Below are 14,506 nucleotides of genomic sequence, written 5' to 3'. Positions count from 1 at the left end.
GGCTACTTCGCGGCCTTGGGCGTGGTGAAGACGAAGGACTGCACCGTCTTGCCGTCCTCGTTGAAGAAGATGGCCACGCCCAGCTTCACGTAGAGGAAGTAGGTGCGGAAGTCGTCCGTGAGCTTGCGCAGGTAGCAGGGCGTGGCGGGCATGGCGCCAGCCGGGCAGGCGGGGCCGTAGCTGTTCTCGATGGTGTCCTTCTCGATGACGGGCGCGGGGAACACGTCGATGCGCTCCACCAACTGGGTGGCCGGGTCCACCTTGAACTGGGCCTGGGTGGTGCCCTTGATGGCTTCCTTGGCGAAGTAGGCCAGGATCTCCTTGCCCTCCTGGCTCATGGTCCGGGACGGCTCCCCGAACTTCTTCACCACGTCCTCCTTCTTGGAGGACCCGGGCTCGATGCCCTGCCACGGCTTGGCGGAAGCAGGCAGGGAGACGGCAAGGACGGCAACGGCGAACAGGACGGCAATCACGGGGGTCCGCATCTCGACTCCTCCCTAGCGGATCAGGCAGGCGCGCCTCAAGGTCCGTTACCTCAAGCCACGCACCTGTCCACCCGGTATTCAATCACGAACGAGACGCCTTGCCCCCTCCAGGGGCCTCTGCTACGTGCTCAAGGCATGTCTTCTCGTGCCTTCCGGGTCTTTTCCGCCCTCCTGCTCGCCGTGTGGGGTGGCATCGCTGGCGCCGCGGACTTCACGGGTCCCGACAGCTGCAAGGGCTGCCACCCGGAGGCGTACGACGCGTGGATGAAGTCCAAGCACGCCCGTGCGACGGAGACGCTGGCGGAGGGGCAGAAGAAGGACGCGCGCTGCCTGTCCTGCCACGCGCCGGACCAGGCCGAGCAGCAGCTGGCGGCCGTCACCTGTGAGACGTGCCACGGCGGCGGGCAGTACTACTCGCCGTCCTACGTCATGAAGGACCCGGAGCTGGCGCGGCTGGTGGGGCTGGTGGACCCCTCCGAGAAGCAGTGCCGCACCTGCCATGACGCCTCGTCGCCGTCCCTGCGCCCGTTCGACTTCAAGGAAGCGCTGAAGGCCATCGACCACTGGTCCGCCGAGCGCGCCCGCAAGCAGACCCGCGCGGACGCCACCCCTGCACCCACGACGCCGGCTCCCGCCACGGCGAAGAAGTAAGTGACCTCCGCTTGATCAAGATCCTCGACGCCCGCTTCATCACCACCGCCGTGGAGCTCAAGGGGCTGCCCACGGACCACGGCGCGGAGGTGGCCTTCGTCGGCCGCTCCAACGTCGGCAAGTCGTCCATGATCAACGCCCTGACGAACCGGCGGAAGCTGGTGCGCGTGTCCAACACGCCGGGGCGCACCCGCACGCTCAACTTCTTCGACGTGGACCTGGACCGCGACGGCGTGCGCCACACGGTGCGCCTGGCGGACCTGCCCGGCTACGGCTTCGCCAAGGCGAGCAAGGCGGACAAGGCCCAGTGGCAGGAGATGATCACCACCTACCTCAAGAACCGGCACCGGCTGGAGGTGGTGGTGAGCATCATCGACGCGGAGGTGGGGCCCACGCCGGAGGACATGCAGACGCTGGACTACCTCCAGGAGCACAACCGCCGCATCCTCGTCGTGGCCACCAAGGTGGACCGGCTGACGAAGGCGCAGCGCAAGCCCCGGCTGCACAAGCTGGCGGACCAGCTGGAGCTGCCCCGCGAGGCGGTCATCCCGTTCTCCTCCACGGAGAAGCTGGGCGTGGAGGAGGTCTGGGGCACGCTGCTGGACACCTTCGGCAAGGCCACCCGCGTCTGAGGCTGCCGGGGCCGGGCGGGCTGTGGTAGCACCCGCGGCGTGTCCCAGAACGGCAAGACGAACGGTGGTGTTTCGCCCCTCGCGCCCCGCGAGGAGCGTCAGCGGTTGATGCGGCTGTCCCCGCGCCAGCGGGTGGCGGCGCTCTTCGACGCGGAGGACACGGCCGCGCTGGTGCGCTCGCTGCCGGCGGAGGACCTCTACGTCACCATCCAAGAGGTGGGGCTGGCGGACACGACGGAGCTCGTGCAGCTGGCCTCCCCCGCGCAGTTCCGCACCTTCGTGGACCTGGGTGGCTGGGCGAAGGACAAGCTGGAGCCGCACGCCGTCCTCACCTGGCTGCGCGCCGCCCGCGGCGACGAGCAGGAGGACTTCCTGCGCAAGGTGCACGCGGTGGACCTGGAGGTGGTGGAGACGCTCCTCAAGGAGTTCACCGTCGTCCACGACCTGGAGGAGAACCCGGACGTCAACCCGCAGGGCGTGACGCTGGAGACCCCGGAGGGCCGCTACCTGGTGGAGCTGAAGGTGGAGGGCGTGGAGATGTCCGCCATGCGCGCGCTCCTCAACGACCTCATCGCGGAGAACCCCTTCGAGGCGGTGCGCCTCTTCGAAGCGGTGCGCTGGGAGATTCCCTCCGAACTGGAGGAGACCGCGTTCCAGTTCCGCCGCGCGCGCCTGTCCGACCTGGGCTTCCCCTCGCTGGAGGAGGCCCTGTCCCTCTTCAGCCGCGTGGACGTGCCGCCGCGCCCCACGGGCACCGGGACGCCCGCGCTCACCGCCCCGGGCCACCACGTGGACTACCTGGAGGCGGCCTTCCGGGACCTGTCCGACGTGGAGCGGATGAACGCGGAGGACGAGCTGCGCGAGGTGGCCAACGCGGTGCTCGTCGCGGAGCTGGGGGACCCGGGCGACCTGGACGCCGTGCGCCGCGTGGGTGAATGGGTGCGCGACTACCTGTCGCTGGGCCTGGAGCACCTGACGGGCGCCGACCCCGCGAAGGCGCCGGAGGTGCTGCGCGACACGCCCCTGCGCCGCGTCTTCCAGGTGGGCTTCACGCTGACGCTCCAGCTCAAGTACCGCGCGGACCGCCTCTTCAAGGCGCCCTTCGTGAAGCTGGACGACGTGCCGCTGGTGCTCCCGGAGGAGGCCGCCGCGCTGGAGGCCCTGCGCCGCAAGCGTCCCCGCCGGGCCCTGCGCGTCCCCGGCGCGGAGGCCGTGCCGTTCCGCTCGCTGCGGGAGGTGGCCGCCTCGGAGGTGCTGCTCGCGCGCGCGGAAGCGCAGGTGGCGGCGCTGGGCGCGCTTTTGGGGGGCAACGAGGACGCGGCGCGCACGGTGCTGGCGCGCTTCGGCGTGTCGCTGGACGTGCTGGGCGTGGAGCGGCTGTGGGCGGCGGGCGTGTCCATGGCCGTGCTGGAGGAGCGCGTGGACGTGCGGCCCGTGCCGCTGGGGCGCACGGTGGAGCTGGGGCAGCGCCTCTTCGAGGGCACCCCGGAGTCCCCGCGCCTGAGGGCGAGCGCGGCGGAGCGCGCGGTGGCGGCGCTGGCGCCCTCGGTGCCGGAGGCGGCGCGCGAGGAGCTGCGTCGGGTGGTGAACGTCACGCTGGCGCGGCTGCTGTCGGAGCTGGGCCCGGCGTGGCTGCGCGAGGGGCGCCTGGATGTGATCGCCTCCGCGGTGCTACCGATGGAGAGCGCGCCGGTCCCGTAGCTTTTTCAGCCTTGCCCGGCCCGGCGGTCCGGGGTGATCCCGCAACCGCCCGAAGACACGGGCCTTCTTCGCTGCCATCCCCTGGCACGCGCGCTGCTTTGCCCCTTGCCCGCTAGCTGTATGCCGTTTGCGAACCGCAAACGGCCGGGATTCGACGACGGCCAGGGGCACGCGTGTGACGGGACGAGCGACCGACAGCGAAGGAGTGGGGTACATGGGACCGGGCGCGGAGGGGCAGCGTCGCGACGTACTGGCGTTCTACATGCTCGCGGGGTTCGCGGCGGTGATGTACGCGGTGCCGGGTGAGTGGATCCCCGCGCTGGAGCCGCTGCGGCTCGCGCTGCTGACGTCAGGGCTGGGCGCGGGTTTGATGGTGATGCGCCGCATTGGCAAGGCGGAGCCCATCTTCTTCGACGGCGCGCGGGGCATCGCGCTGCTGGCGTTCTCGTCGCTGGCGTTCTGCTCGGTGGCGTGGAGCGTGAACCCGGAGGTGACGCGCTTCCAGGGCGTGGAGCTGTTGAAGCTGACGGCCATCTACCTGACGCTCGTCAACGTCATCACCAGCGCGAAGCGGCTGGCGGTGGTGTGCGGCGCCATGGTGCTGGGCGCCATCGTGACGTCCATTGGCGTCATCAACTGGTACCTCGTCGGTGAGAACATGGTGGAGGGCTTCCGCTCGCGCTGGGTCGGCGTGTACGCGGACCCCAACCACATGGCCATGAACATGGTGCTGGTGGTGCCGCTCGCGGTGGCGTTCCTCGCGCGCAAGAGCACCCCGTGGCTGTTCCGCGTGCTGTGCGCGGTGTCCGCGGTGCTGGCGGTGGTGGCCATCGTGCTGTCGCACTCGCGCGGCGGCTTCATCGGTCTGTCGGTGGCGATGGCCATGTGGGCCATCCGCGAGAAGCGCCGCATGCAGGCCATCGTGCTGGGCACCGTGTTCGTGCTGGGCCTGGCGGTGTTCGCGCCCAAGAGCTTCTGGCAGCGCAATGAGACGGTGACGACGTTCCACGAGGACGCGTCCGCCATGGGCCGCGTCTACGCGTGGCAGGTGGCCAGCCGCATGAGCCTGGACAAGCCGCTGCTGGGCGTGGGCGCGGGCGGCTTCCGCTACGCCTGGTTCCAGTACGCGCCGCCGGAGGCGCACCGCGCCTACGTGGCGCACAACATCTTCCTCGACGTCATCGGGGAGCTCGGGTGGATTGGCCTCCTGTGCTTCCTGGTGTTCTCGGGCGGGGCCGTGGGCGGGGCGGTGGCCGCGTCGGCGGACTCGGAAATGGGGTGGCTCGCCAGAGCGCTCTCCGCGGCGGTGGCGGGCTACCTCATCTGTGACTTGTTCTCGGGCTACATCCTGTCCGCGCACTGCTACGTGCTCTTCGGCCTGGCCGCGAGCGCGCACCGCATCGCGCAGGCACGGGAGCGCGCCCTGGCGGTGGGGAGGCAGCCGGCGATGAGTCCCGCGCCGGTGGCCACGTGGGAGGGGTCTGGGCATGCGGCGTGAGGATGCGCGGATGGGGCAGGAGCCCCTCCGCCTGGTGCAGTTCACCCGGTCGTTCCACATTGGCGGCACCGAGGTCCAGGTGCTGGAGCTGCTGCGAGGCCTGCCCTCCAGCTACCAGTTGCAGGTGTCGGTGCTGGAGAGCGAAGGGCCGCTGATGGAGTCGGTCTGGAAGCTGGGCCACGCGCCGGAGGTGTTCTCCCTCGAGGGGTCCCTGCTGAAGGCCAACACGCTGCTGCAGATCCACCGGATGTCCCGCTGGTTCAAGGCCAACCGCGTGCAGCTGGTGCACGTGCACGACTTCTACTCCAGCATCCTCGCGGTGCCGGCCGCGAAGCTCGCGGGCGCGAAGGTCATCGTCGGCCGGCTGGACCTGTCCCACTGGCAGGGCAAGGCCCGCCGCATGCTGCACGCGCGGATGACGCGCATGGCGGACCACGTCGTCGCCAACGCGGAGGCCATCCGCCAGCTGCTCATCCAGGAAGAGGGGCTGCCCGCCTCGCGCATCTCCGTCATCCACAACGGCCTGGACCTCCAGCGCTTCGACGCGCGCGCGGCGGAGGGGCTCAAGGACGCGATTCCGGACACGGGGGGCGTGCCCACCGTGATCCACGTCGCCAACATGAACCACCCCGTGAAGCGGCAGGAGGACCTGCTCCTCGCGATTGCCATGCTGCGTCATGAGGGAACGAAGCTGAACGCCTGGCTCGTGGGAGACGGTCCGCGCCGGCCGGAGCTGGAGAAGCTGGCGCAGGAGCTGGGGGTGGCGGACGCGGTGCACTTCCTGGGGCACCGCCGCGACGTCCCGGCCCTCTACGGGCAGGCGACTTTTGGCGTCCTGTGCTCCACCGCGGAGGGCATGTCCAACGCCGTGATGGAGGGCATGGCGGCCGGGCTGCCCATGGTGGTGACGCGGGTGGGCGGCAATCCGGACCTCATCACGGACGGCGAGCGCGGCCTGGTGGTGGAGCCGGAGCGGCCCGCCCAGCTGGCCCAGGCCTTCCGCCGGCTGCTGGCCAACCCCCAGGAGGCCCGGAAGATGGGCAAGGCCGCCCGGGGCTTCGTCGCCCGGGAGCTGTCCCTGGAGAAGCTGGTGCGGCGGCATGATGCGCTGTACCGCCAGGTGGCAGGGCTGCCGCCCCTCTGAAACCCGCCCTCCAGGGCCGGGAAATGTCAGACCGATCCGGATAATGCACGCCCGTCCTCAAGCAATTGGGGGCGGGCGCGTTCGTAGGAAGGGGGAGGCGGTTCCCTCGCAGGGACCTGCGTGTGCGCAGGTTATAGATGGGAATAGCACGATTTTCGTGGAGATTGGTGAGCGGGGTGTGGTAATGGCGCCTCGGGCGTTGCCGGTGACACGGCGAGTGCCCACCCTGGTGGTGGCGGATCAGGCGGGTGCAGGAATCACCGCGGGTGCGCAGGGGTTTTGAGGGAAACGGACGTCGAGCGCGGGGCCCGGAACAAGGGACGCGGGGCGGACGGCAGGAAACATGAAGGTGGCGTGGGGCCAGGCTTTCAATCCGCTCCGCATCCGCCCGCGACTTTACGAGGCCCTGCCAGTCGGCACGCGGCCCGGGGCGCTCGCCGGTAAAACTCCAAGGTGCCGGCGAGCGCTCTCTTTTTTGCCACACAGCTACAGCTGCACACCCGGGCGTCCTGACGGGTCTCCTCTGTGCGGAGGACGCACCGGGTGGGACATCCGTAGGTGCCTCATCCGCCTGCCCGTGACTCCTTGAGCACGCTGACGAAGGCGCGCAGGGCCGGGGGCACCTGCCGGTGCCCCGGGTAGTAGAGGGCGAGCCCGGAGACCTGGGGCAGCCAGGCGCCGAGCACCACGACGAGCCTCCCTTCCTGGATGTCGCGCTGCGCGAACGGCTCTGCGACGTACGCGATGCCGTGTCCGGCGACCGCGGCCTGCACCATCAGGTCGTCGTCGTTGAGCGTGAGCGGTCCGTTCACGTCGATGGAGAGGGCCTGTCCCCGGCGCTCGAACTCCCAGCGGTAGAGCTTGCCGCTCTTGAACCGGTAGCGGATGCACTCGTGCTTCAAGAGGTCGTGAGGGGTCCGGGGGGCCGGGTGGCGCTCCAGGTACTTCGGGGACGCGACCGCGACGAACCGGGTGTCCCCTCCAAAGCTCACGGCGACCATGTCCCGGGGAATGGCCTCTCTCAGCCGGACCCCGGCGTCGAATCCCTGGGCCACGATGTCCACGAGGCGGCCCTCGATGACCAGGTCGACATGGACGTCCGGGCAGCGCGTGCGGAACACCGGGACCACGTCACGCAGCAGGACCCGGGCTCCGACGATGTTCGTGTTGATCCGCAGTGAGCCGCGCGGTGGACCGCCCCCTTCGGAGACCTCCGCGAGCGCACCCCGGAGGCCCTGAAGCAGGGGAAGCACCCGCTCCAGCAGGGCTTCGCCAGCCTCCGTGGGGGCGACACTCCGCGTGGTGCGGTTGAGCAGGCGGACCCCCATGCGCTCCTCGAGCCTGCGGACCCCATGGCTCAGGGTCGACGGCGAAACCCGGAGCTCGTCCGCCGCCTTCCGGAAGCTGCGGAGGCTGGCGACCGTCGTGAAGAAGGTCAGTTCGGCGACGTCGGGGCGGGGTTCATTCATGGCGACTCTTCACGAGCCTATGCGGAACCGTGCGCTTCTGTTCACCAATCGCGGGGGCTACCTATGGGCACATGAAAACCTGGTTCATCACGGGCGCGTCCTCGGGCATTGGCCGGATCCTCACGGAACAACTCCTCGCGCAGGGCCACCGCGTGGCCGCGACGCTCCGGCGGACGGAGGTGCTCGACGCCTTGAAGGCGAAGCATGGCGAACGGCTCTGGGTTGCCCGGCTCGACGTGACGGACGCGGCGCAGGTCGAGGCCGTCGTCGGCAGGGCGTTCACGGAGCTGGGGCGGGTTGACGTGGTGGTCAGCAACGCGGGCTACGGCGTGTTTGGCGCGGCGGAGGAGACGGAGGACGCGCAGCTGCGCCGGGTGCTGGACACAAACCTGCTCGGCTCCATCCACCTGATCCGCGCCTTCATCCCGCGCCTGCGGGAGCAGGGGGGCGGCCACATCCTCCAGGTCTCCTCGGAGGGCGGGCAGATGGCCTACCCGGCCTTCAGCGCCTATCACGCGTCGAAGTGGGGCATCGAAGGGTACGTCGAGTCCGTCGCGCAGGAGGTCGCGCCGTTCGGGATTGCCCTCACCCTGGTGGAGCCTGGACCGACGCGGACGAACTTCGGCGACAACCTGGTGAGGACCCGGGAGCTGGCCGTCTACGCACCGACACCGGTCGGAGCGGTGCGCGCGGCCCTGGCGAACGGCTCCTTCGAGATCAACGGGGATGCCGACAAGACCGCGCGGGCCATCATCGACGTGGCCGAGGAGACTCCGGCGCCACGGCGACGGACGCTCGGGAGCACGGCCTACCACTCGGTCCAGCGTGCGTTGCGGCAGCGGCTGGACGAACTGGAGTCGCAGCGCGAGGTCGCGCTGTCCACCGACTGTGACTGACAGCCTGGCCGCGCCGTGGAGGCGCGGCCAGGAGCCGTGCTTCAGGCGTCTTCGACCAGGTCGAACTTCTGGCCCACGCCCTTCGCGAGGGCGACGTCGTAGAGCGCGCGGGCCAGGGCCACGTCCTGCACGGCGAGGCCGGTGGAGTCGAAGACGGTGACCTCGTTGCCGGTGCGGCCGGGCTTGCGGCCGGCGACAACCTCTCCCAGGGTGCCGGCGAGCTGCCCGGCCTGGATGAGGCCGTCGTGCAGCGGAACGTTCACCTCGCCGGAGTGGAGGGCCTGCTCCGCGTCGTCGATGAAGACGCGCCCGTCCACGAGCAGGCGCGGATCCAGCTCCTGCTTGCCGGGGGCGTCCGCGCCCATGGCGTTGATGTGGGCGCCGGCCTGGACCCACTCGCGGCGGACCACCGGGGCGCGCGCGGGCGTGGCGGAGCAGACGATGTCCGCGCCGGAGGCCTCCTGGAGGCTCACCACGCGGCCGCCCTTCTCCTTCTGCAGAGCCTCGGCGGCCTGGGCGGACACGTCCGCCATGAGCAGCTCCAGCTCCCCGAAGAGGGCGCGGTGCGCGTCGATGAGGACTCGCGCCTGCACGCCGCAGCCGACGAGGCCCAGCGTGCGGGGCTTCTTCCGGGCCAGGTACTTGGACGCGATGCCGCCCGCGGCGCCGGTGCGCCACGCCGTCAGCAGCGTGCCGTCCAGGATGGCCAGCGGGGACGCGGTGTCGGGGTCGCTGAGGACGTAGACGGCGCGCACCGTGGGCAGGCCGTGCTTGCGCGGGTTGTGGGGATGGGCGTTGACCCACTTCACGCCGGCCGCGCCGTCGAGGAACGCGGGCATGGCGCGGAAGTCGCCTTCGTACTTCGGCAGGGACAGGTACACCTTGGGGGGCATGAGCGCGTCGCCGCGGCCATGGGCCAGGAACGCACGCTCGACGGCTTCCAGACCGAGCTCGACGGTGTAGAGGCCGCGCAGGTCCTTCGCGCTGAGGAGGAGGGTGGGCATGCGCGCCGCTATACCCAAGAACGCAATGCCACCCAAGGACTGTCACTGCCCAAGTGCCCGCCGCAGGCACTTCGCTCGGCGGGCAGGCATGTCTGTGATTGAAGGCGCGCTTCAGCGCATCTTCAGCACCACGCGGAAGCGGGCATGGTTGCTCATCATCCGCTCGAAGGCCTCCGCCGCGCGCTCCAGGGGAAAGACCTCGTTGCGCGAGCGCACGCCGGCCAGCGCGCTGAAGTCCATGGTGTCCTGGGAGTCCTGCGGGATGCCGCTGGGCCAGCCCTGGACCCGCTGCCGCTTCGAGATGAGCTGGAGGCTGGTGACGGGGATGGGCTCCGCGCCCGCGCCCAACAGGAGCAGGACGCCGTCACGGCCCAGGCCGCCGATGAGCTCTCCCGCGAGGCTGCTGCTCGACGCGGTCATCATGACGACGCGCGCGCCGCCCATGGCCTGGAGCGCCTTGGCCGCGGGGCCCTTCTCCGTGTCGATGTACTCGTGCGCGCCCAGCTCCATCGCGAGCTGCCGCTTGTCCCCGCCGCGCGAGATGGCCACGGTGCGGTAGCCCAGCTTGCGCGCGAACTGGATGGCCAGGTGCCCCAGGCCGCCGATGCCCTGGACCGCGACCAGATCCCCCGGCTTCGCGCCCATGTTCCGCAGCGAGTTGAAGGTCGTCACGCCCGCGCACAGCAGCGGGGCGGCGTCCTCGGAGCTCATGCCCTCCGGGACGCGGGCGAGCGCCTCCTGGGGCGCCAGCATGAACTCCGCGTAGCCGCCGTCGTAGCTGATGCCGCAGATCTGCTGGAAGTCGCAGGTGACGAAGTCGCCCACGCGGCACGCGGGGCACTGTCCGCAGTGGCCGCCATGCCAACCCACCCCGACGTGCTGGCCCGCCTTCCACGCCGTCACCCCGGGCCCCACCTTGTCGATGCGGCCCACCACCTCGTGGCCAGGAACCCGGGGGTACTTCACGGGCATCCAGCCCTCCTTGGTGATGGCATCGCTATGACAGACGCCGCAGGCGTCCACGGCGATGAGCACCTGCCCCGGGCCGGGCTCGGGGACGTCCCGCTCGACGGTCTCGAGCGGTCCCCGGGCCTGCTTCACCTGCACTGCCTTCATCTTCCTGGCCATCGCGCTTCCTCGTGGGTGTGAAGGAACGCGGGTGAATATGGGCAGGCCTCCGGGTGAGGCTTGCGGGGCCCGGCCGGCTGGAGGGCAGGCGGGCAGTTGACCGCAGCCGTGTCAGCCGTACAGCTCGCTCAGCGGTCCCGGCGCGATGCGCGTGCTGCCCTCCTGCCCGAAGGTGTTGAAGTCCGCGTCTCCGAACGCGTGGCCGAGCGTGTTGAAGAGGTTGGAGACCTGCCGGTTCCGGGCCGCGTCGTACTTCGGGTACACGACCGTGCGCCCGTCGGTCTTCAGGCCCAGCGCGTTGCCGCCCACCACCAGCTTCGGCCACTCCCGCGAGGTGGAGTGGTGCTGCTCGCCGTTGTCGGACATGAAGACGATCGCGGTGTGATCCAGCATCGAGCCGCTCGCGCCAACCTCGGGCGTGGCGGCCAGCGTCCTCGCCAGCTTCGCCACCAGTTGCACGTGGCGGCGGGTGACCTCGGCGACCTTCTCCCAGTTCTGCCCCGCATCCAGGCCGTGCTGCAGGTTGTGTCGCGCGACGTCGCTCACGTCCGGGCCATAGGCCACGTCGAAGCCCGAGGTGCCCGTCGCCAGCACGACCGTGTTCGTCAGCCCGCCCAGGAGGGACGCCGTGGCGATCTGGAACTGCGCCTCGAACCACTTCAGCGAGTCGGGCGGTGAGCCCGCCGAGGTGAGCAGCGGGTTGTCCTTCGGCGCTGGCGGCAGGTAGGGCCGCACGCGGTCCGCCATGCCCGTGAGCTGATCCTCCCGCGTGCGCAGGGACTCGAGCGAGGAGACGTAGCGCTCCAGCTTCAGCCGCTCGTTGGAGTTGCCGCTGAACTCCGCCAGCGCCTTGCGCGAGTCGGCCAGCGCGAAGTCGAAGAGCATCTTGCGATCGCGCCCATTCGTCGAGCCGCCGAGCAGCGAGCCGAAGGTGCTGTCGAACGCGAGCGACGGGTTGACGATGATGCCCGCGGGCTTGCGGGGGCCGAGCGCGCAGGTTTCGTACACGATGGATACGCGCGCGGAGCTGGTGCCCAGGCGAAGCACGTCGAACGGTGCACCCCGGCGCAGGCGCGGTGCGATGACCGAGTCGAAGGTCGCGCCCGCGCCGTTCACCGCGCAGCTCAGCCCGCCCGTCCCGCTGGAGTGCCCGCCGCCCGCGATGAGGTTGGAGAGCCCCAGCAGCACGGCGGAGCGGTTCACCAGGTCGATGTTGCCGGTGGACGCCGCCAGCGGCCCGAGGCTGATCGCGCTGGCGAGGTTGTCGCCCTGACGCACCAGCGGCGTGTCCTTGTACGCGTCCCAGAAGATGCGCTCGGAGCTGTTGGCGGCGCCACCCAGCGCCGCGCGGGTGCCCGCGCTCAGGAGCGCGCGGGGGTAGACGCCATTGCACTCGAGGACCAGCACCAGGCGCGCTGGCAACTTGGACGACTGGGCGTAGACGTCGCGGAAGTAGGGCGCGAAGAGGCCGGCGGCCATGCCCTTCAGGACGGTTCGTCGCGAGAACATGGCAGTCACTCTCCAGCCTGCGGCACGCGCCGCGTCTTCCAGGTGTCGCTGGTCATCAGCGTGGTCAGCATCTTGGAGAACGAGCCCTTGTTCTGATCATAGGCCTGCTCCATCCGCGTCAGCGTGCAGGCGTCGGTCAGGTTCTCCGGGCGGCCCATGAAGTAGCGGAACGCCTGTCGCACGAAGCAGCGCTTCACGTGCCCCGAGGCCGCCAGCCGCTCGCTCAGCTCCACCGCGTCGCGCACCGGGCCGTCCAGCGCGGGGTCCGGCATCGACGTGAGCGTCGAGCTGCCGTCCGGCGTGGTCCAGCCTCCGCTGGGCGAGTGATCCTGCGCGCGCAGGAAGCCCGCGTGGTTGTAGATCTCGAAGGGCAGGCCGAGCGGTTCCATCAGACGGTGACAGCCCTGACACTGCGCTCCGGCGGTGGCCTCCTGCAGGCGGCGGCGCGCGTTCTTGTCGGCGGCGTGAGCGCCGACCTGGGCCGCCACCTGCACGCTGCTGAGCGGCGGGACGAAGCCGCACAGCAGCTTCTCGCGCACCCACTTGCCGCGGTGGACGATGGACGGATCGTCCTCGAAGTTGCCGCCATGCGCGGCCAGCCACACCGGGTGGGTCAGCACGCCCGCGCGCTCCGTGGCAGGCAGCGTCTTCCAGCGGCCCGCGACGGTCGCCGGGAGGATCTCGCTGACGTTGTAGGGGAACGAGAGGCCCTTGTGCGAGTCGTACGCCGCGTTCTGCATGGAGGGCACGTAGAACGTGCGCGTGGTGAGCAGGTTCGCCAGCACGTCCTGATCCTCGACGACCACCCGCGCGATCAGATCGTCGAACTGCTGGATGAAGGTCGGCTCCAGCGGATGGAAGTTGGTGAGCAGGTTGTCGTACGAAACCGAGCTGATGTAGCCGAGCCCCTCGAGCTCGAAGCGCGAGGTCGCCGCCGGAGACTCCTTGAACACCGCGGACACGTGCCCGTAGCCGAGCCACTCGCGGAAGAAGCCCGCGACGCCGTCACCCAGCCAGTACTGCCCGCGCTTGGAGCGCTGGTCCTCGTTGTAGTCCTGCACCAGATCGAAGCGCGGTGTCCCGTTCTCCTGGGTGTCGACGCCGCCCAGGTGCTTCTTGATCAAGGCGGCGGTCGTCGCATCCTGCGTGAGCGAGCCATCCTTCGCGGCAAGGGCCACGTCCGCCAGATGGCCCTCCAGGGGCGCGGAGTAGTACGGATACACGAAGCTCGGTGTGGCCGAGGGCGCGCGACCTCCCAGCGCGTAGGCCAGCTGCGAGCCCAGCTCCAGGCTGCTCAGCTCCACGCGACCGTCGGCTGGCTTGCCACCCATCTCGCGGCGGAACATGGCGCCGGTCATCATCCACGCGGCGTTGGAGATCCGCGTGATGGAGTCCGCGCGGATCTGCGCGGAGTAGCTCGGTTCCTGCGCGATGACCGCGGTGGCGAAGGCGGTGAGGCGGGTGAGCTCATCCTCGGTGGGCGGCCGGAAGAAGACGCCGAACTCGAGCATCTGGCCCAGGTGGAAGCGCTTGCAGGTGTCGCTCGGGTTCGCGTCGTTGAACATGCAGCTGAAGCGGCGGTCGGTATAGACGCGCTCCATCCGGTTGCCGTCCGGGTAGTTCATCGTCCACGGCGCGGCGGCCGCGCCGACCACCGGCAGGAAGAGCTCCACCGTGGCCTCGTCCAGCGTCTCGTCCGAGGCCCAGGAGCTGTACTGCTCGATGGCGCTGGGATCGAGCGGGTTGTCGTAGAAGCTGAACCCTGTCCAGCTGCGCTCGACCGAGCCACCGACGTTGCGGGTGAACTCGCGCCGGTTCATGCGGCGGATGCGCGTCGGCGCATCCGAGCGCACGCCTTCGGTGCAGGAGAAGAGCGCGGACTGATCGAGCAGGTTGGGCTCGGCCACCACGGTCACGGGCGGGCCGTCCGTGCCACTGCAGAGGGGCATCCCCTCCTTGATCCAGGTCTCGAGCGCGGTGCGCTCGGCCGAGCTCGCGCGCTCATGCGGGGCCGGCGGCATCGGAGACGTGTCGTCGCGCATGCGGATGAGCGCGCGCTGGGCGTTGCTGAGCTTCCCATCCACCGCCGAGCTCACCCGCATGTCGTGCAGGGTGCGCAGCGGCATCGTCGCCCCCTGTGTCGGCATCGCGCCGTGACAACTGGCGCAACGGTTGGCGAGCGCGGACTGCACCACGCACGCGGCGGCCTGGTTTCCCCCGGGCTCAACGGGCTCCCCGGGGTTGTTGGGGCCTCCGTCGTTGGGGCCTCCGTTGTTGGTGCTTGGCCCGATGTTGCCCTTGCACGCGACGAGGCTCACCAGTGCGGCCAGAAGTAGGACGCGATTCATCCGGCCAGTGTGACACGGACGGCAGGTTGAATAGCAAGCAG

The 14,506-nt window shown here is 70.2% G+C and carries 12 protein-coding genes; 6 read left to right on the top strand and 6 right to left on the bottom strand.

Going from position 1 to position 14,506, the window contains the following annotated elements:
- Positions 1-2: 2 nt before the first annotated feature.
- Positions 3-485, bottom strand: coding sequence for a hypothetical protein (locus JYK02_RS36130; RefSeq protein ID WP_207057514.1), 483 nt, complete (start codon positions 483-485; stop codon positions 3-5).
- Positions 486-620: 135 nt separating this feature from the next.
- Between JYK02_RS36130 and JYK02_RS36125 the strand changes: the two genes are divergently transcribed.
- From JYK02_RS36125 to JYK02_RS36105, 5 genes are all read left to right on the top strand, one after another.
- Positions 621-1,136: a multiheme c-type cytochrome gene (locus tag JYK02_RS36125; protein WP_207057513.1), complete on the top strand. Its 516-nt coding sequence runs from the start codon at positions 621-623 to the stop codon at positions 1,134-1,136.
- Between the two features lie 11 nt (positions 1,137-1,147).
- Entirely contained in the window at positions 1,148-1,768 is a 621-nt protein-coding gene (gene yihA, locus JYK02_RS36120; RefSeq protein WP_207057512.1) for a ribosome biogenesis GTP-binding protein YihA/YsxC, read from the top strand.
- Positions 1,769-1,807: 39 nt separating this feature from the next.
- Entirely contained in the window at positions 1,808-3,469 is a 1,662-nt protein-coding gene (locus JYK02_RS36115; protein WP_207057511.1) for a DUF6178 family protein, read from the top strand.
- A gap of 214 nt (positions 3,470-3,683) precedes the next feature.
- Positions 3,684-4,967: an O-antigen ligase family protein gene (locus JYK02_RS36110; RefSeq protein ID WP_207057510.1), complete on the top strand. Its 1,284-nt coding sequence runs from the start codon at positions 3,684-3,686 to the stop codon at positions 4,965-4,967.
- The gene (locus JYK02_RS36105) at positions 4,957-6,111 is read left to right on the top strand and encodes a glycosyltransferase (protein ID WP_207057509.1); all 1,155 of its coding nucleotides are present in this window, start codon (positions 4,957-4,959) and stop codon (positions 6,109-6,111) included. Before JYK02_RS36110 ends, JYK02_RS36105 begins: the two co-directional genes overlap by 11 nt.
- Before the next feature lie 563 nt (positions 6,112-6,674).
- Here JYK02_RS36105 and JYK02_RS36100 read toward each other — a convergent pair.
- Positions 6,675-7,580: a LysR family transcriptional regulator gene (locus JYK02_RS36100; protein ID WP_207057508.1), complete on the bottom strand. Its 906-nt coding sequence runs from the start codon at positions 7,578-7,580 to the stop codon at positions 6,675-6,677.
- A gap of 71 nt (positions 7,581-7,651) precedes the next feature.
- On the opposite strand from JYK02_RS36100, the gene JYK02_RS36095 reads away from it, so the two are divergent.
- Positions 7,652-8,476: an SDR family oxidoreductase gene (locus JYK02_RS36095; RefSeq protein WP_207057507.1), complete on the top strand. Its 825-nt coding sequence runs from the start codon at positions 7,652-7,654 to the stop codon at positions 8,474-8,476.
- 41 nt (positions 8,477-8,517) lie between these two features.
- Here JYK02_RS36095 and JYK02_RS36090 read toward each other — a convergent pair whose 3' ends face one another.
- The 4 genes from JYK02_RS36090 to JYK02_RS36075 form a co-directional block, all read right to left on the bottom strand.
- On the bottom strand, positions 8,518-9,480 hold the full coding sequence (locus JYK02_RS36090) for an ornithine cyclodeaminase family protein (protein WP_207057506.1): 963 nt from the start codon (positions 9,478-9,480) through the stop codon (positions 8,518-8,520).
- Between the two features lie 111 nt (positions 9,481-9,591).
- A complete protein-coding gene (locus JYK02_RS36085; protein ID WP_207057505.1) occupies positions 9,592-10,608 on the bottom strand; it encodes an alcohol dehydrogenase in 1,017 nt (338 codons plus the stop codon).
- A 111-nt stretch (positions 10,609-10,719) separates the two neighbouring features.
- The gene (locus JYK02_RS36080) at positions 10,720-12,117 is read right to left on the bottom strand and encodes a DUF1552 domain-containing protein (RefSeq protein WP_207057504.1); all 1,398 of its coding nucleotides are present in this window, start codon (positions 12,115-12,117) and stop codon (positions 10,720-10,722) included.
- A gap of 5 nt (positions 12,118-12,122) precedes the next feature.
- A complete protein-coding gene (locus tag JYK02_RS36075; RefSeq protein ID WP_207057503.1) occupies positions 12,123-14,465 on the bottom strand; it encodes a DUF1588 domain-containing protein in 2,343 nt (780 codons plus the stop codon).
- Positions 14,466-14,506: the final 41 nt, after the last annotated feature.

Source organism: Corallococcus macrosporus (genome assembly GCF_017302985.1).
Classification (GTDB): Bacteria; Myxococcota; Myxococcia; order Myxococcales; family Myxococcaceae; genus Corallococcus; species Corallococcus macrosporus_A.
Note: the sequence above shows the minus strand (reverse complement) of the source record. Positions and strands in the feature narration are given on the sequence as shown.

Bases quoted from the DNA above. Each gene is read 5' to 3' on its own strand.
- JYK02_RS36130 (WP_207057514.1), bottom strand. From the start codon at position 485: ATGCGGACCCCCGTGATTGCCGTCCTGTTCGCCGTTGCCGTCCTTGCC.
- JYK02_RS36095 (WP_207057507.1), top strand. From the start codon at position 7,652: ATGAAAACCTGGTTCATCACGGGCGCGTCCTCGGGCATTGGCCGGATC.
- JYK02_RS36110 (WP_207057510.1), top strand. From the start codon at position 3,684: ATGGGACCGGGCGCGGAGGGGCAGCGTCGCGACGTACTGGCGTTCTAC.
- JYK02_RS36075 (WP_207057503.1), bottom strand. From the start codon at position 14,465: ATGAATCGCGTCCTACTTCTGGCCGCACTGGTGAGCCTCGTCGCGTGC.
- JYK02_RS36090 (WP_207057506.1), bottom strand. From the start codon at position 9,480: ATGCCCACCCTCCTCCTCAGCGCGAAGGACCTGCGCGGCCTCTACACC.
- JYK02_RS36125 (WP_207057513.1), top strand. From the start codon at position 621: ATGTCTTCTCGTGCCTTCCGGGTCTTTTCCGCCCTCCTGCTCGCCGTG.
- JYK02_RS36080 (WP_207057504.1), bottom strand. From the start codon at position 12,117: ATGTTCTCGCGACGAACCGTCCTGAAGGGCATGGCCGCCGGCCTCTTC.
- JYK02_RS36085 (WP_207057505.1), bottom strand. From the start codon at position 10,608: ATGGCCAGGAAGATGAAGGCAGTGCAGGTGAAGCAGGCCCGGGGACCG.
- JYK02_RS36100 (WP_207057508.1), bottom strand. From the start codon at position 7,580: ATGAATGAACCCCGCCCCGACGTCGCCGAACTGACCTTCTTCACGACG.
- JYK02_RS36105 (WP_207057509.1), top strand. From the start codon at position 4,957: ATGCGGCGTGAGGATGCGCGGATGGGGCAGGAGCCCCTCCGCCTGGTG.